A 16,522-nucleotide genomic window follows, 5' to 3' on the forward strand; every position below is an offset into this window, starting at 1 on the left:
TGGATCACGAGAGGCGGAGCGGGACGCGGGTCAAGACCGGAATTCGGACAAGTCAGCCGGTCGGGGTCCCGCGATCGAGATGTGCCGGATCATCGGCAAGTGGGGCGGCAGGCTCGACAGGGTGGGGCCTGCCTTCGACACGGTTTTGCCGGTCACGCCCCGATCCTTAGCCCGACGCGCGCGTCGCGTCATTCCGCCGGGGCAGACCGTGCGGATGACGCAGTCAGATCCGATTGCCGTCGCTGCAACTCGAAGGCCCGCCAGGTCATGATGTGGATCAGGATGCCGAAGGGCGGTCCGAGAAAGAGCGGGATCGCCGTCACGGCGAAGGTCATGTCCTGCCCGCCCACGCCGAAGGACCAGATCGCCGCCGACAGGGGCGCGACGATCAGGTCGAGGATGCCGAAGGCCGTCCAGGCGTAGAAGATGCGCCGCGCCCCTTCGGGGTCGCGCAGGACGGCGATCGCGACGAAGGGCGCGGCGAGGCCGGTCAGCACGTCTCCGACACCCGCGGGCCAGGAGAAGCCGGGCGTCAGGATACCCTCTGCCATGTACGGGTAGAGGAACAGGCCGCCCAACACGCGATAGGTCTGCAGGCCGATCATCCAGTGCACGGGGACGCGGGCCAGAACGCCCGCGACGACCGGCAGGAACGACATCGCCGAGCCGAGAATGATCGGAAAGAGCGCAAAGGGCAGGAACCAAGTGAACTCCAGCACCAGCGTCAGCGAGGTCGCCAGCGCGCCGCCGCCCCACAGGACGAAGATCGCCGGAAAGAGGATGAGCGCCCGGCGGTCCGCGCCGTCACGGACGGCCCAGCCGACGAAGGCGGAGGTGGCGGACACGACCAGGATCACGCAGCCGAGGATGAGGAACGTGACCCACCACGCCTGGCCGGTCGTCAGGAATTCGTTGATCGTCATGACCGCTCCCGTCCGGAATGCCGGGGCGGAGCATCACAAAGACGCACCGCCTCTCGGTCAAGGTCACGTCGTAGGCCGCCCGTCTCGGCGGACAAGATGGCCCCCCATGGGGCCGGCAGCGCGCATCTTGCGAAGGGACACAAGACCGGACTGGATTCGAGGCACGGCGGGTCCAGCGCGCCGATCGCTCGCCCGGCTCGGGCGGCCTAGGCGCCCCGCCAGATCCAGCCGCCGCCGAACACACGGCTGCCTTCGGGGGCGTAGAACACGCAGGCCTGGCCGGGGCTGACGCCACGTTCGGGGGTCAGCAGTTCGACATCGGCCGTGGTGGGGCCGGTGGGGCGGATGACGGCCTCGACCGGCGGCTTGGTCGAGCGGACCTTGACGCCGAGATGCCATTCGTCGCGCGACTCGAACGGCGCGTCGCCCAGCCAGTTCACCTCGCGCACGGGAACGGTGCGCGTGGCGAGCGCCTCGCGCGGGCCCACGACCACGCGTTTGGCATCGGCATCCAGCTTGACCACGTAAAGCGGCTCGCTCAGCCCGCCGATGCCCAGCCCCTTTCGCTGGCCGATCGTGTAGCGGATCACGCCGTCATGGCGGCCCAGCACCCGGCCCTCCATGTCGACGATCTCGCCGGGCTCTCCGGCGCCGGGCCGCAGCTTTTCGATCACGGCGGCGTAATCGCCGTTCGGGACGAAGCAGATGTCCTGGCTGTCGGGCTTGTCGGCGACGGGCAGGCCGTAGCGCTGCGCCAGCGCGCGGGTCGCCGCCTTGTCCGGCAGGTGGCCCAGCGGAAAGCGCAGGTAGGAGAGCTGTTCGGCGGTGGTCGAGAACAGGAAGTAGGACTGGTCGCGCACGGGATCGGCGGCGCGGTGCAGTTCCGGCCCGTGAGCCCCGGCCTTGCGCTGGATATAGTGCCCCGTCGCCATGCAATCGGCGTCGAGATCCTTTGCCGTCTCCAAGAGGTCGCGGAACTTCACCCGCTCGTTGCAGCGGATGCAGGGCACCGGCGTGGCGCCGCCCAGATAGCTGTCAGCGAATTCGTCGATCACCGCCTCGCGGAAGGCGTTCTCGTAATCGAGGACGTAATGCGGGAAGCCCATGGTTTCGGCCACGCGGCGGGCATCATGGATGTCGCGGCCCGCGCAGCAGGCGCCCTTCTTGGCCAGCGCGGCGCCGTGATCGTAGAGCTGAAGCGTGACGCCGACGACATCGTAGCCCTCTTCTGCGAGCTGGGCCGCGACGACGGAGGAATCGACGCCGCCCGACATCGCCACAACCACGCGCGTGTCGGCAGGGGCCTTGGGCAGGCCGAGGCTGTTGAGCGGAGCGTCCAGCATGGCGGGGTCCAGAGCGGCGGAGGGCGCAGATATAGGCAAATGCTCCCTATTCTCAAGGCCGTGTTTCACCTTCGTTTAAGAGCTGCCGCCTCAGGAAGAAGCACGTTGCATAGGAGGCGATGATGTTTCTGAGGAAGGGGGCCGGTCCGCGTGTCGTGACCTTGCCCAATGGCGTGCAGATGAGCCGGGCGGACCTGCCGCCTGCCGGGACCACGAGATGGGTAGCGCGGCGAAAGGCCGCGGTCGTGATGGGGGTCGAATCCGGGCTGATGCCTCTGGACGAGGCGTTGGAGCGTTACGATCTGTCTGAAGAGGAATACGAATCCTGGGCCGAGATGGCCTCGCGACACGGCACAGAGGGTCTGAAGACCACGCAGCTTCAGCGCTTCCGGGAGCGTGACGGGGGCGACGCGGCCTAGATCGTGGCATAAAGGTGGCAAGGGTAACACCGTGTTAACCTTTTGTGGGCAACTAGGACGCAAGTCGAACCTGATATCTGTCCGGAGAGTGCGATGCGGATCCTGCTGGTCGAAGACGATCCTACCACGTCCAAGAGCATCGAGCTGATGCTCGGAAGTGCCAACCTCAACGTCTATTGCACCGACATGGGCGAGGAAGGCATCGATCTGGCGAAGCTCTATGATTACGACCTGATCCTGCTGGATCTGAACCTGCCGGACATGAACGGGCACGAAGTGCTGCGTCACCTGCGGCTCAGCCGCGTCGAGACGCCGATCCTGATCCTGTCGGGATCCGACGATACGGAGAACAAGATCAAGGGCTTCGGGTTCGGGGCGGACGACTATCTGACGAAGCCGTTCCACCGGGACGAGCTGATCGCCCGCATCCACGCCATCGTCCGCCGCAGCCAGGGGCACAGCCAGTCGGTGATCCGCACCGGCCGCGTGACCGTGAACCTGGACGCGAAATCGGTGCAGGTGGATGACAAGCCGGTGCATCTGACCGGCAAGGAATACCAGATGCTGGAGCTTCTTTCGCTCCGCAAGGGCACGACCCTGACGAAAGAGATGTTCCTCAACCATCTCTACGGCGGCATGGACGAGCCCGAACTCAAGATCATCGACGTCTTCATCTGCAAGCTGCGCAAGAAGCTGGCCGAGGCGACGGGCGGCGATACCCATATCGAGACGGTCTGGGGCCGTGGCTACGTCCTGCGCGATCCCGAGCCTGCGGCCGAAGAGAAGCTGCTCCACGCCTGAGGCGACAGGCCATTGCCGTCGGTCCAGCGAGGAATCGATGACTGCCCGGAGAGCGTGGCTGTGGGGATATGCTCTGATCCGTGGCTCTGGCTCCGGTGAGCAGCCGTGATCGCGGGTTTGTCCTCGAGATCGCATTTCGGGCACAGTTCGCGGGTCCTCTGGCTATTTGGTGTTCTGGGGCGGCCGCAAGAATTGCGGCGTCTTTTGGGGCCGCCAAATTATGGAAGGCTTGCGCCCGGCTCGGATCGACGCACCCTCTCAGGGCTCAGGGCTCAGGGCTCAGGGCTCAGGGCTCAGGGCTCAGGGCTCAGGGCTGGCCGAGTGCGACGGTCTGTGGATCGACCGCTGGCGCCCCTCGCCCCGTGTCATGTCGGCGACCGGCGGAACGGAGCGTGGCGGGTAGACCCAGGCTCGGCCCGAATTGCGGTTCGCTCCTCGAAGAAATAAGCGCCGCAATCCCCATCCGTGCCAGGCCCGATTGCCGGGATCCGCGATCCCCGACCCGCGCCACGCATTCAGGATCACGCGATCCGCCCGGAACGATTGAGCAGATCACCGACAACCCGGCGGGCGAAGACCCCCTGCGACGTGTGACGGGTCATGACGCAGAAAGTCGGGATGGTCGTTTCCCAAAGTCAGCGTGGTCCCAGTGGATCCTGGTTGTCCAGCGAAACAAGCCACGGATCCGGGACGCGTTGGATCGTATTGGGTTGGCCAAACGGCGTCTTGCTGGCCGCTCTGCGCAGCAGCGCGATGCCGATTGCCATACGGGACGACCCGCTCCGTTTTGTCAGACCACGCTTTTTCGGTCCTTCGACGGGACGGGGTGGCCAGCCGAGACGAGGGGGTGCGTCGCGTCGGGTCGGTCCGTCTCTCTGGCCGGGTCAGGCTCAACGACCTCGCCCTCATCGAAACCGCGCGGTCCATCGCCTCGTCGCTACGCACGTCCGCGTCGGAACACGCAATCCACGCGTCGCCTGCCGCACCCGGCGAACCCGGAATGTCACGTCCCAGCACCCCCAACCCGCTGCTTGATGCGACAGCGAGGCAAGTTCGGTGGTGTCGCCAGCCGCTCCACGGTCGCGACCTGAGCGCTTCGATCCATCCTGCCGCGACCAGCCATCCGCCGCGGATCGGGGAACGCCCCGCGACCGCCCTTTGCGGTTCCCCGTCCGGGAGCGCCGCGCTAGACCCTGCGGGGAATGTCCGTGGGAGGGTCAATGTCCGACACATCCGGGATCGAGGTCGAGGCGCTGGACGAGGCCGCCGCGAAGGCCGAACTGGCACGCCTCGCCGACCTGCTGGTCCGCGCCAACGCGGCCTACCACGCCGAGGACGCGCCGATCATCTCGGACGCGGAATTCGATGCCTTGCGCCGGCGCAACGCTGCCATCGAGGCGCGCTTCCCCGATCTCAAACGCGCCGATTCCCCCAGCGATCTGGTCGGCGCCACCCCGGCCGAGGGCTTCTCCAAGATCCGGCACGCCCAGCGGATGCTGTCGCTGGGCAACGCCTTCGACGGCGCCGATGTCGCCGATTTCGACCGCTCGGTGCGGCGCTATCTCGGCCTCTCGGATGCGGAGGAGGTGGCCTATACCGCCGAGCCGAAGATCGACGGCCTCAGCCTGTCGCTGCGCTACGAGGGCGGCCGCCTGATCCACGCCGCGACGCGCGGCGACGGCACGGTAGGCGAGGACGTGACCCGCAACGCGCGGACCATCGACGAGATCCCGCAGGTGCTGGAGGGCGCGCCCGACCTGCTGGAGGTGCGCGGCGAGGTCTACATGTCCCATCCCGATTTCGCCGCGCTCAACGCCCGGCAGGACGAGGCGGGCGCCAAGGTCTTCGCCAATCCGCGCAACGCCGCGGCCGGCAGCCTGCGCCAGCTCGATCCCGCGATCACCGCGGCCCGGCCCCTGCGCTTCTTCGCCTATGCCTGGGGCGAGGTGTCGGAGGCGCTGGCCGACACGCAGTCGAACGCGCTGGCTCGGCTGGCCGAGCTGGGTTTTCAGGTCAATCCGCTGACGGTGCGCTGTGCGGATCTCTCCGCGATGCTCGACCGTTACGCGACCATCGCCGAGCGGCGCGCCGAGCTGGGCTATGACATCGACGGGGTCGTCTACAAGGTCGACCGGCTGGATTGGCAGGCGCGGATGGGGATGCGCTCCACCACGCCGCGCTGGGCCATCGCCCACAAGTTCCCGGCCGAGACGGCGTGGGCGCGCCTGCGCGCCATCGAAATCCAGGTCGGCCGGACGGGGGCGCTATCGCCCATCGCGCGGCTGGAGCCTGTGACGGTGGGCGGGGTCGTCGTCTCGAACGCGACGCTGCACAACGAGGATTACATCGCGGGCCGCGACTCGTCGGGCGGGCCGATCCGGGGCGGCGTCGATCTGCGCGTTGGCGACCGGATCGAGATCTACCGCGCCGGCGACGTGATCCCCAAGGTCCGCGACGTGGATCTGAAGGCGCGGACCGAGGGGGCGGAAGCCTATATCTTCCCCGAGACCTGCCCCGAATGCCAAAGCCCCGCCCTGCGCGAGCCGGGCGAAAGCGTGCGTCGCTGCACCGGCGGGCTGATCTGCCCGGCGCAGCGGGTGGCGCGGCTGAAGCATCTGGTCAGCCGGGGTGCGCTGGACGTGGACGGGCTGGGCGACAAGGAGATCGAGCGGTTCCACGATCTGGGCTGGATCCACGCGCCCGCCGACGTCTTCACGCTGGAGGCGCGCCATGGCAGCGGGTTGCAGACCGTCGCGGGGCTGGAAGGATGGGGCGAAACCTCGGCCGCGAACCTCTTCGGCGCGATCCGGGCGGCGCGGACGCAGCCCCTGGCCAAGCTGCTGTTCGGGTTGGGTATCCGCCATCTGGGCGAGGTGGCCGCCGCCGATCTCGCGCGCCATTTCCGCGAGTGGGACCCGCTCGCGCGGACCATCGACGCGGCGATCCCCGCGGCCGCCTGCCACCGTGCCGCCGAGGAAGTGGAACGGGCCGAGCGGGCCGCCGCCGCCGGAGAGGGCCGCCGCGCAAAGCTGTCGGCCGCGCGCGACGCCGCATGGGAGGGGCTGGACCCCGCAGCGCGCGCCGCCTGGGAGGAGCTGACCGGCATCGACGGCATCGGCGCGACGCTGGCGCTGGCGGTCTGCGACGCCTTCTCGGGCGAGCAGGAGCGGGCGGCCATCGACGCGCTCGTGGCAGAACTGACGCTCGAGCCGCCCGAGGAACGGGCCGCCGACAGCCCCGTCGCGGGCAAGACGGTGGTCTTTACCGGCAGCCTGGAGCGGATGACCCGCGCCGAGGCCAAGGCGCGGGCCGAGGCGCTGGGGGCCAAGGTCTCGGGCTCGGTTTCATCCAGGACGGATCTGCTAGTGGCGGGGCCCGGGGCCGGATCGAAGGCGGCGAAGGCGGCGGAGCTGGGCATCGAGACGCTGGACGAGGACGGCTGGCTGGCCCTGATCGGCGACGCATGAGCGGACGGCCGGAACGCCTGTTCCCGCTCTTCGCGTCGCTCGAGACGCTGCCGGGCGTCGGCCCCAAGAGCGCCAGGCTGATGGCGAATCTCGCCATCGCCACGCCCAAGGATCTGCTGCTGACCCTGCCCGAAAAGGGCATCGACCGCGCGCCGGTCGACAGCGTGCTGGACGCGACGCTGCCGGCGACGGTGACGGTTCCGGTCACGATCCTCCGCCACATGCGCCCGCCGTCGAACCGACAGCCGCACCGGATCGAGGTCGAGGATGCGCGCACGACGTTCCAGATCGTCTATTTTCGGGGACACCCGAAGCAGTTGGAGGATCTGCTGCCGACGGGCGAGCGACGCACCGTCTCGGGCAAGGTGGAGCTCTATGACGGCCTCGCGCAGATGCCCCACCCGGACTACGTGCTCCGCGAAGGGGAGCGTTTGCCGCCTTACGAGCCGGTCTACCCGCTGACGCAGGGCCTGACGAACAAGGTGATGGCGCGCGCGGTCGAGGGGGCCTTGGCGCGCTTGCCGGACCTGCCTGAATGGATCGACCCCGCGCTTCTGTCCGAGCGCGACTGGCCGTCGTTCGCCGAAGCCTTGCGGATGGCGCATCATCCGGCTGCCACGAAGGACCTGTCGCCCACGGCGCTGGCCCGACAGCGGCTGGCCTATGACGAGCTCTTCGCCCATCAATTGACCCTCGCCCTGGCGCGGGCCAGCGACCGCAAGCGCAAGGGCCGCGTCTCGGAAGGCGACGGCCGGTTGCGCAAGCGGGTGGCGGACGCGCTGCCCTTTGCGCCGACGGCAGCTCAGATCCGCAGCGTCGACGAGATCGCGGCCGACATGGCGGCCCCCCGGCGCATGAACCGCCTGCTTCAGGGCGATGTGGGCAGCGGCAAGACGCTGGTCGCGCTGATGGCGTTGCTGGTCGCGGTCGAGGCGGGCGGGCAGGGCGTGATGATGGCCCCGACCGAGATCCTCGCGCGTCAGCATGCCGAGGGGCTGCGCCCTCTGGCCGAAGCCGCCGGCGTGGTGCTGGAACTCCTGACGGGACGCGACAAGGGGCGCGAGCGACAGGCGAAGCTCGACGCGCTGGCCCGCGGCGACATCCAGATCCTCGTGGGCACCCATGCGGTGTTCCAGCGTGACGTGGCCTTCGCCGACCTGCGGCTGGCCGTCATCGACGAGCAGCATCGTTTCGGCGTCCGCCAGCGGATGCTGCTGGGCGAGAAGAACGCCGCCGTCGATGTGCTGGTGATGACCGCCACGCCGATCCCCCGCAGCCTGGCGCTGACCCAATATGGCGACATGGATCTCAGCGTGCTGGACGAAAAGCCGCCGGGGCGCACGCCGGTGACGACTTCGGCCGTGCCGGTGGGGCGGATGGACGACGTGATCGCCCGCCTGCGCGGCGCCATTGCCGAGGGGCGGCAGGCCTATTGGGTCTGCCCGCTGGTCGAGGAATCCGAGGTGATGGACGTGACCTCGGCGGAGGAGCGGTTCCGCAGCCTGCGCGCCGCACTGGGCGAGGGGCGGGTCGGGTTGGTCCACGGACAGATGGCCCCGGCGGAGAAGGACGCCGCAATGGCGCGCTTCGTCTCCGGAGAGACGTCCGTGCTGGTCGCGACCACGGTCATCGAGGTGGGCGTGAACGTGCCCAACGCGTCCATCATGGTGATCGAGCGGGCGGATACGTTCGGGCTGGCGCAGTTGCACCAGTTGCGCGGACGCGTGGGGCGTGGGGCGGCGGCCTCGACCTGCCTGCTCCTCTACAAGCCGCCGCTGGGCAAGACGGCAGAGGCACGGCTGCGCATCCTGCGCGAGACCGAGGACGGCTTTCGCATCTCGGAAGAGGATCTCGCCCTGCGCGGCGCGGGCGACGTGATCGGCACCGCGCAGTCGGGCCTGCCCCGTTTCTGCATCGCCGATCTGGAGCGGCAGTCGGCGCTGATGGAGACGGCCAGTCGCGACGCGCGCGCCCTGCTATCCGCCGATCCGGCCCTGACCACGCGGCGCGGAGAGGCGGCGCGCCTGCTGCTCTGGCTGACCGAACAGGACCGCGCCCTGCGCCTGTTGTCGGTCGGATAGGAACAAACACGGTCCGTTCGCAAATGTTCTAATAAAGTTCTTTACAAGTGCAGGGCGAGTGTGAGAACAAAGGTGCAACGAAGCAGTCAGACAAGAAGGTGACCGAAATGGCCCGCATGACCCAGACCCGCCGCGCGAAGATGCTGAAGCTGCAGGACGATGCGCTTGGGGACGTGCTGGGCGGCGTCTGGCTGGTCACCCTGATCCTGGCCCTGCTGAACCTTCCCGGCTACCTCGCGTAGCCTCCGACCTTCCTGCCCGCGTCCCGTCGCGACGCGCACGCCCCGTGCCCCGGGGCCGCGTCCACCATCGGTCCCCGTCCCCGGGACCGTCCGCCGAACTGGCCACTGCCCGACGACGACGCCACCTCCGCCGCCGCCTCCGCCCCACGGAGCGGCGGCTTCTTTCTTCCCTGTCATCGAAGAGAAGGAGCAGGCGCATGCAGAAGCGGCAGGTGATAGGTTGCGGGACGGAGCGGCCATTCGCTGTTCAAAGCACAAGGTCCGCTTCACCGGTGTGCCGCTAGACCAAACGCCAGCAGCACAGTTTGCCGGACCGCCTGCGGTTAGACTTGGAGCAAGCCGCCAATTGCGATGAATGCGCCTACCCCGATCGCCATGGTGAGGATCACATGGTTCGACCATGAGGCGACTGCGAGTGCAACGGCGGCCGCGAGCCATGCTTGAGGTGATGCGCCTGCCAGGGACGAAGCGACGAGCGCCACGACGAGGCACCCCGGCAAATCATGCAAAACGGCGCGCAGAGCCGGACGGCGCTCGACCGCGTCGCCGACGAACAGGCCGGTCATACGGATTGCGAAGGTGCCCACCGCGAGCAGACCGATCAACAGCCATTGCGCCGTGGTCATGATGGGTGCTCTGGCGCGGTGCCCGCGCGACCGGCCACGGCCAGACGCACCGCGCCCGACACGATGATGCCCGCCGCAGCCCCTCCGAGGATCGCGAACGCGCCATCCACCTCGAACCGAACCAATACGGCCGTCGCTGCGAAGCTCGATGCGAACGGCAGGAGGTCGCGACGACCTCGCCAGAGACCGCGCGCCATGGCGATGAAGGCAGCCGTGAAGGCGAAGCCGATGCCATAGCCCGATAGGTCGGGGACACCCGCCCCGATCCATGCGCCTAGTACGGTTGAGCCGGTCCACATGGCGACGACCATCAGACCCGAGCCGATCAGGAAATCCGCGTCGACACTCGGATCGCGGGCACGCTCGGACATGGTCAGCGCCCAGTTCTCGTCGGCGGTGACGTGAACCGCGAGCAGCTTCTTCATCAATGGCGTTGCACGCAGGACCTCGGACAGCGACGCCATTATACCGAGGTATCGCAGGTTCAGCGCCATGCCCGACACCACCGCGCCCGCGACCGCGCCGTTCGTCGCGAACTGATCCACTGCGGCGATCTGAGACGAACCGGCGAAGACGCCGACACTCATCAGCCCGATCCCCCATGCCGGAAAGCCGACCTGAGCCGCCAGCACGCCGAAGGCAAAGCCGTAGACGGCCGCTCCGATGCCGAGGGGAAGGATGAGGGTTGCGCCGCGCCACATATCGAATTTCTAACTGATACAAACGATGCTCTTGCATCAAAAATGCGCAAATGGTGATAAATAAATATCAGAAAAACGGAGTAGGAAGCACACCGAGATCATGGACACCATCGACCGCAAACTTCTCGCCATGATGCAACGAGATGCACGCACTTCCATCCGCAACCTCGCGGACGGAGCAGGCGCATCCACCGCCTCGGTACAGCGCCGTCTGAAGCGATTGCGTGAAGACGGCACGATCACGTCAGAGGTCGCGGTGGTCGAGCCTAAGCGTGCAGGCTTCGGCCTTACCGCGCTAATCACCGTGGAACTGGAACGCGACGGTCCCGATCGCGTGGATGCGTTTAAGCGGCGCGCGATTGCCGAGGACCAAGTGCAGCAATGCTACTGCGTGGCTGGCGACACCGACTTCGTCGTCATCGCCATCCTAAAGGACATGGAGGATTACGAGGCATTCACGGCGCGCTTCTTCGAAGACCCCAACGTCCGCCACTACCGCTCGTCCATCGTGGTCAGCCGCGTTAAGACTGGAAGCGGCGTGCCTCTGGGGTGAGTCCTCTGGATGAGTGCGCGTGTGGACGACGCCGAAATGAAACGGTTTCGCTGTTGCATTGGGATCATCATCAGATTTCGGCACCTAGACAATGAAACGTCTAGAGGCATGTTACAGCGGAAGCGGTCATTCATGCGTAGCGCAGCATTGGTAAAAATGGGCTCAAACCAGACCTCCGCCGCAACGGGGTCACCGCCACTGAAGACACCAGGACGATGCGCATCTCATCCGACTGGCTGACCGCTTCGCACAGCAAGCCGGGCTTGCCGAAAGCTCTCCTTCCCTTGGAGGCGAGGTTTCTCGTCGCGGATCGGGCGTCGTCAGGCGCGGGCCAGCGCGGCGGCCTCTTCCATCGCGGCGACGGTCGCATCCAGCGCCAGCAGGATCGAGGCGTGGCGGTTGCGGAAATCGCGCGCGGGCACCAGCACCTCGAATTCCTCGAAGGGCGGGGCAGGGACCGGCCCGCCTTCCTTGAGCATCGCGCGCAACTCGTCGCGCGCGCGCGTTACCTCGGCCAGGTCACGCCCGATCAGCGCCCGCCCCGAGATCGAGGCCGAAGCCTGGCCCAGCGCGCAGGCCTTCACGTTCTGTGAATACCGCGCGATCCGACCGTCCCCGTCCAGATCCAGCGCCACCGTCACGGTGGAGCCGCAAAGCGGCGAGCGCGTCTTGGCCGTGGCCTGCGGCGCCTCCAACGGCTCGGTCGCGGGCATGTCGGCGGCCAGTTCGAGGATCCGGCCGGAATAGAGCTTGATCAGGTCGTCGGACATCGCCGTTCCCTTCGTCTCGGTTCCCCCTTAGCTAGCGATGCGATCCCCGGCTGAAAAGGCGACGACATGTCCTTCGACCCTGCGACCTTGGTGTATGACCCGAACGGGCTGATTCCGGCCATCGCGCAGGATCATGCCACCGGCGAGGTGCTGATGATGGCCTGGATGAACGCCGAGGCGGTCGCGCGGACGCTGGAGACGGGGCGCGTGACCTATTGGTCCCGCTCCCGGCAGGCGTTCTGGATCAAGGGAGAGAGTTCGGGACACGTCCAGCGCCTGATCGAGATGCGCGTGGATTGCGACCGCGATTGCCTGCTGGTCGAGGTCGATCAGACCGGCCCCGCCTGCCACACGAACCGCCGTGCCTGCTTTTACACGGCGATCCGCGACGGCGAGGAAGTGGAGCTGATGGCGCCGGAGGCCTAGGCCCATCGGCCTTGGCTTTGACACGGGCGCTCAATCCAACCGAAGCTCCACCTGCTGGGTGATCGCGCCCAGGCTCTCGCCGTTCGACCAGACGCCGACCATGCGCCCGTTGTCGGTGAGGCGCAGCTTGGCCACAGCCTTGTTGAACTTGAGATCCATCTCGGTCCCCGAAAGCGAGGCGAGGTAGGTCGGATTGCAGCGCGCCGTCTCGTTCAACGACACACACCCGGCGGCGCGGTCCACGAAGGCGACCTGATAGGAGATGATCGGGTTCGCCTCCATCATCGCGATGGCCGCGTCGCTCATCCCGTCGGCGGGCAGGATCGTCAGGTTCAGCACGTCCTTCTCGAAGATCGCGCTGCGGATGGCCGCCGCGCGGATCGCCTCGACCTCCGAGGCGCGGCCGATGGCGCGGGCCTGATCGCGGATGAACTGGTCGTCCGCGCAAAGCAGGCGCTGGTAGTCGAACTGCGCGCGCAGGTCGAGATCGGCGCCGTCGCGGATCTCTTCCAGAAGGACGATCGCCTCGTCGGGCGGGAAGTCGATGGGTTCCTCGCAGGCAAGCGCGGGCAGGGGGGCAAGAAGCAGCGGCAGGATCAGGCGCATCGGATCACTCCGCCGCCAGCCGGCGGCTCATCACCGCGTAGAACCCGGTATCGCGGTCGGTCCGCACCAGCGCGACCTCGCATCCGATCCGGGTCACGACGGGCGGCCCCGCCTCGAGCCGCGTCCGGCCTCCATCCAGATCGACACCACTCAGCACGATCTGCTGCAAGGGGCGGCGGGCCGTGTCCGCCATCACGGTCACCCGCAGATGCGAGTCCGGGTCGCAGGCGGTGAAGGACTGGCCCGTGCCCACCTTCACCTCGCCGAAATCGTTGTCCAGCGCGCTCTGCTGGTTGGGGATCAGGCGGTCGATCATCGTCTCGGTACACCACCGCGCGAAGGCGGGGTCGTCCTGCTCGGGCGGAGAGATGCCTTCCATGGTCCAGCTATAGGTGCGCCCGCTGATGCCCGCGCCCAGATCGGCGAGCTGGTCGAGCAGCCAGGACCCGTCGCCCTCGATGTTGCCTTGCAGATCGTAGCCCGACCCGCTTCGGTTCAGGGTCATCTGGCGGCACATGGCGGTGATCTGTTCCATGCGGGCGGCCAGATCCTCGGTCGAGAGCCTTTGCGCGGACGCCGGAGAGTTGGAAATCGCAGCCAGCATCCCGGCGATCAGAAACGGACGGTACATATCGAGCTCCACTCGTAAGGAATGGCGACAGCCTAGCCCGTGCCCGTGCCTCGGTCCAAATTGTTTCCCCTGCGTCAACCGGTCTCACCGTGTCATGCCATGACCCGGTAGCGCCGCGGCCGGAGGTGGGGGTCGCGGCAGGCGCGCCGCGGGTGGGCGGCCCGAGAGCGGCCCTCCGCCCCCCATTGAACCGTTACCGCTAACATGGCATTGACCCCGCAAACGCCGCAGGGAGGGACCCATGCCGCTCGACGCCCGCATCGCAGAGATCACCGACCGTATCCGCGACCGCTCCCGCGATAGCCGCGAGGCTTATCTCAAGCGGATGCGCGATCAGGCCGCGCAGGGCGTCCGGCGCGCGCACCTGGCCTGCGGCAACCAGGCCCACGCCTACGCCGCGATGGGCGAACAGAAGGACGCGCTGGTGGCGGACCGCGTTCCGAATATCGGGATCGTCACGGCCTATAACGACATGCTGAGCGCGCATCAGCCCTTCAAGGACTATCCCGACCGCATCAAGGCCGCCGCCGCCCGCGCGGGCGCAACCGCTCAGGTCGCGGGCGGCGTGCCCGCCATGTGCGACGGCGTCACTCAGGGCCAGACGGGGATGGAGCTCAGCCTCTTCTCCCGCGACGTGATTGCGCTCGCGACGGGCGTGGCACTCAGCCACAACACCTTCGACTCGGTCCTCTATTTGGGCATCTGCGACAAGATCGTCCCCGGCCTCGTCATCGCCGCATCGACCTTCGGCTATCTGCCCGGCATCTTCGTGCCCGCCGGGCCGATGACCTCCGGCCTGCCCAACGAGGAGAAGGCCCGCGTCCGCCGCGACTTCGCCGAAGGCAAGGTCGGCCGCGACAAGCTGATGGAGGCCGAGATGGCCAGCTATCACGGCCCCGGCACCTGCACCTTCTACGGCACGGCCAATTCCAACCAGATGCTGATGGAATTCATGGGCCTCCACTTGCCGGGCGCCAGCTTCGTGAATCCCGGCACGCCGCTGCGCGATGCCCTGACCGACGCCGCCACGGAACGGGCGACCGCGATCACCAATCTGGGCAACGGCTACACGCCGGTTTGCGACATTCTCGACGAGAAGGCCTATGTGAACGGCCTCGTCGGCCTGATGGCGACCGGCGGCTCGACCAACCTGGTGCTGCATCTGGTCGCCATGGCCCGCGCCTCGGGCGTCCGTCTGACCTGCGAGGATTTCGATGCCATCTCCGAGGCGACGCCGCTGATGGCCAAGGTCTATCCGAATGGTCTGGCCGACGTGAACCACTTCCATGCCGCGGGCGGGCTGCCCTTCATGATTGGGCGCCTGCTGGATGCGGGGCTGCTGCACGAGGATGTGCGCACCGTCGCGGGCGACGGGCTCTCGGCCTACGCGACCGAGCCCAAGCTGGGCGACGACGGCCTGCATTGGCAGCCAGGCCCGCGCGAGACGCTCAACGACAGGATCCTGCGCGACGTGCCCCAAGCCTTCGCCCGCACCGGCGGCCTGCGCGAGATGCGCGGCAATCTGGGCCTCGGCGTCACCAAGGTGTCGGCCGTGGCGCCGGAGCATCGCGTGATCGAGGCGCCGGCCCGCATCTTCTCCGATCAGGAAGAGGTCAAGGCCGCCTTCCGGGCCGGAGAGCTGGACCGCGACGTGATCGTCGTCGTCCGCTTCCAGGGCCCCAAGGCCAACGGGATGCCCGAACTGCACGCGCTCACGCCGCCGCTCTCGGTGGTACAGGGCAGGGGGTACAAGGTCGCGCTGGTGACCGACGGGCGCATGTCGGGCGCGTCGGGCAAGGTGCCGTCCGCCATTCATGTCGCGCCCGAGGCGGCGGCGGGCGGCCCGCTGGCGCGGCTGCGCGACGGGGATGTGATCCGCTACGACGCCGAGGCGGGCACGCTGACCTGCCTGACCGAAGGCGCGCTGGACCGCGACCCGGTTCCCTTCGACCCGGCGACCAACGCCTTCGGGCTGGGCCGCGAGATGTTCGAGACGTTCCGGGCCAACGTCTCCAGTGCCGATACCGGCGCCGCAATCGTCGTCTGAGAGGGCTTCATGACACCGCAAGACCAATCCCGCGCCACCCGCGACCTCGCGGGCCGCGCCCCCGTCATTCCCGTCCTCGTGCTCGATGACGCGACCCAGGCCGGACCGTTGGCCGAGGCGCTGGTCGCGGGTGGCCTGCCCGCGCTGGAAGTCACGCTACGCACGCCCGCGGCGCTCGACTGCATCCGCGCCATGGCCGACGTGCCGGGGGGGATCGTGGGCGCTGGCACCCTTCTGACGCCAGAGGACGTGCGTGCTGCAAAGGCCGCTGGCGCCACCTTCGGCGTCTCGCCGGGCGCGACCGACAAGCTGCTCCGGGCCTGTATCGACGAGGGTCTGCCGCTTCTGCCCGGCGCGGCGACGGCGACCGAAGCTATGGCGCTGCTGGAGAAGGGATGGGATATGCTCAAGTTCTTCCCGGCCGAGGCGGCGGGCGGCGCGCCCGCGCTCAGGGCCATCGGCGCGCCGATCCCACAGGTGACCTTCTGCCCCACAGGCGGCGTCAGCCCGTCGAACAAGGCCGATTACCTCGCCCTTCCGAACGTGATTTGCGTCGGCGGATCCTGGGTCGCCCCCAAGGACGCGATGGAAGCGGGCGATTGGAGCCGGATCGAAGGGCTGGCGCGCGATGCGCTGACCTGAAGCCGGGCGGGGGCTCTGCCCCTCGCACCTGCGGCGCTCACCCCAGAGTATTTGAGCCGAGAAGAAGCCGGTAAGGGCCCGTTAAGGTTAACCTGCCAAGAGGAGGGTGCGGTACAGGTGGGAGCACCGATGACCGCCCGAGGAGAAGCCATGCGCTTCTCTCCCGGCGCGCTCATGCGACCGCTTTCGGGCGGGTAAGCGCGCCGGGTCTTCTTCTCGGTTCAAATACTCCCGCCGGAGGCTG

At 67.9% G+C, this 16,522-nt stretch carries 16 protein-coding genes; 9 read left to right on the forward strand and 7 right to left on the reverse strand.

Annotated elements, in window-relative coordinates:
* Positions 1-188: 188 nt before the first annotated feature.
* Entirely contained in the window at positions 189-923 is a 735-nt protein-coding gene (locus tag jaqu_RS20535; protein WP_052500817.1) for a hypothetical protein, read from the reverse strand.
* A gap of 206 nt (positions 924-1,129) precedes the next feature.
* Positions 1,130-2,266, reverse strand: a complete 1,137-nt coding sequence (gene mnmA, locus jaqu_RS06375) for a tRNA 2-thiouridine(34) synthase MnmA (protein ID WP_043918127.1) — start codon at positions 2,264-2,266, stop codon at positions 1,130-1,132.
* Between the two features lie 122 nt (positions 2,267-2,388).
* Between mnmA and sciP the strand changes: the two genes are divergently transcribed.
* From sciP to jaqu_RS22215, 5 genes are all read left to right on the forward strand, one after another.
* Positions 2,389-2,685 (forward strand): CtrA inhibitor SciP, encoded by a 297-nt coding sequence (sciP, locus tag jaqu_RS06380; protein WP_043918142.1) that lies wholly within the window; start codon positions 2,389-2,391, stop codon positions 2,683-2,685.
* Between the two features lie 93 nt (positions 2,686-2,778).
* Positions 2,779-3,486 carry a response regulator transcription factor CtrA gene (gene ctrA / locus jaqu_RS06385; protein WP_043918128.1) on the forward strand — a complete coding sequence of 236 codons (708 nt, stop codon included), beginning with the start codon at positions 2,779-2,781 and terminating at the stop codon, positions 3,484-3,486.
* Positions 3,487-4,706: 1,220 nt separating this feature from the next.
* A complete protein-coding gene (ligA, locus tag jaqu_RS06390) occupies positions 4,707-6,953 on the forward strand; it encodes an NAD-dependent DNA ligase LigA (RefSeq protein ID WP_043918129.1) in 2,247 nt (748 codons plus the stop codon).
* Entirely contained in the window at positions 6,950-9,034 is a 2,085-nt protein-coding gene (gene recG / locus jaqu_RS06395; protein WP_043918130.1) for an ATP-dependent DNA helicase RecG, read from the forward strand. Before ligA ends, recG begins: the two co-directional genes overlap by 4 nt.
* A gap of 116 nt (positions 9,035-9,150) precedes the next feature.
* A complete protein-coding gene (locus jaqu_RS22215) occupies positions 9,151-9,276 on the forward strand; it encodes a hypothetical protein (RefSeq protein ID WP_269078983.1) in 126 nt (41 codons plus the stop codon).
* Between the two features lie 323 nt (positions 9,277-9,599).
* Here jaqu_RS22215 and jaqu_RS06400 read toward each other — a convergent pair whose 3' ends face one another.
* Together jaqu_RS06400 and jaqu_RS06405 are read right to left on the reverse strand one after the other, a co-directional pair.
* A complete protein-coding gene (locus tag jaqu_RS06400) occupies positions 9,600-9,902 on the reverse strand; it encodes an AzlD domain-containing protein (protein WP_043918131.1) in 303 nt (100 codons plus the stop codon).
* A complete protein-coding gene (locus jaqu_RS06405) occupies positions 9,899-10,603 on the reverse strand; it encodes an AzlC family ABC transporter permease (RefSeq protein WP_043918132.1) in 705 nt (234 codons plus the stop codon). Before jaqu_RS06405 ends, jaqu_RS06400 begins: the two co-directional genes overlap by 4 nt.
* A gap of 100 nt (positions 10,604-10,703) precedes the next feature.
* On the opposite strand from jaqu_RS06405, the gene jaqu_RS06410 reads away from it, so the two are divergent.
* Complete coding sequence (locus jaqu_RS06410) at positions 10,704-11,156, forward strand: Lrp/AsnC family transcriptional regulator (RefSeq protein ID WP_043918133.1); 453 nt, start codon at positions 10,704-10,706, stop codon at positions 11,154-11,156.
* A 320-nt stretch (positions 11,157-11,476) separates the two neighbouring features.
* Here the strand turns inward: jaqu_RS06410 and jaqu_RS06415 are convergent, their stop codons facing one another.
* Positions 11,477-11,926: an iron-sulfur cluster assembly scaffold protein gene (locus tag jaqu_RS06415; RefSeq protein WP_043918134.1), complete on the reverse strand. Its 450-nt coding sequence runs from the start codon at positions 11,924-11,926 to the stop codon at positions 11,477-11,479.
* 66 nt (positions 11,927-11,992) lie between these two features.
* Here jaqu_RS06415 and hisI point away from each other — a divergent pair, with 66 nt between their 5' ends.
* Complete coding sequence (gene hisI / locus jaqu_RS06420) at positions 11,993-12,352, forward strand: phosphoribosyl-AMP cyclohydrolase (protein WP_043918135.1); 360 nt, start codon at positions 11,993-11,995, stop codon at positions 12,350-12,352.
* 30 nt (positions 12,353-12,382) lie between these two features.
* Here hisI and jaqu_RS06425 read toward each other — a convergent pair whose 3' ends face one another.
* Together jaqu_RS06425 and jaqu_RS06430 are read right to left on the reverse strand one after the other, a co-directional pair.
* A complete protein-coding gene (locus jaqu_RS06425) occupies positions 12,383-12,958 on the reverse strand; it encodes a hypothetical protein (RefSeq protein WP_043918136.1) in 576 nt (191 codons plus the stop codon).
* 4 nt (positions 12,959-12,962) lie between these two features.
* Complete coding sequence (locus jaqu_RS06430) at positions 12,963-13,589, reverse strand: hypothetical protein (RefSeq protein ID WP_043918137.1); 627 nt, start codon at positions 13,587-13,589, stop codon at positions 12,963-12,965.
* Between the two features lie 241 nt (positions 13,590-13,830).
* Here jaqu_RS06430 and edd point away from each other — a divergent pair, with 241 nt between their 5' ends.
* Positions 13,831-15,636: a phosphogluconate dehydratase gene (gene edd / locus jaqu_RS06435; protein WP_043918138.1), complete on the forward strand. Its 1,806-nt coding sequence runs from the start codon at positions 13,831-13,833 to the stop codon at positions 15,634-15,636.
* Positions 15,637-15,645: 9 nt separating this feature from the next.
* Complete coding sequence (gene eda / locus jaqu_RS06440) at positions 15,646-16,278, forward strand: bifunctional 4-hydroxy-2-oxoglutarate aldolase/2-dehydro-3-deoxy-phosphogluconate aldolase (protein WP_043918139.1); 633 nt, start codon at positions 15,646-15,648, stop codon at positions 16,276-16,278.
* The last annotated feature ends 244 nt before the right edge of the window (positions 16,279-16,522 follow it).

The organism is Jannaschia aquimarina (assembly GCF_000877395.1).
GTDB classification, from domain to species: Bacteria; Pseudomonadota; Alphaproteobacteria; order Rhodobacterales; family Rhodobacteraceae; genus Jannaschia; species Jannaschia aquimarina.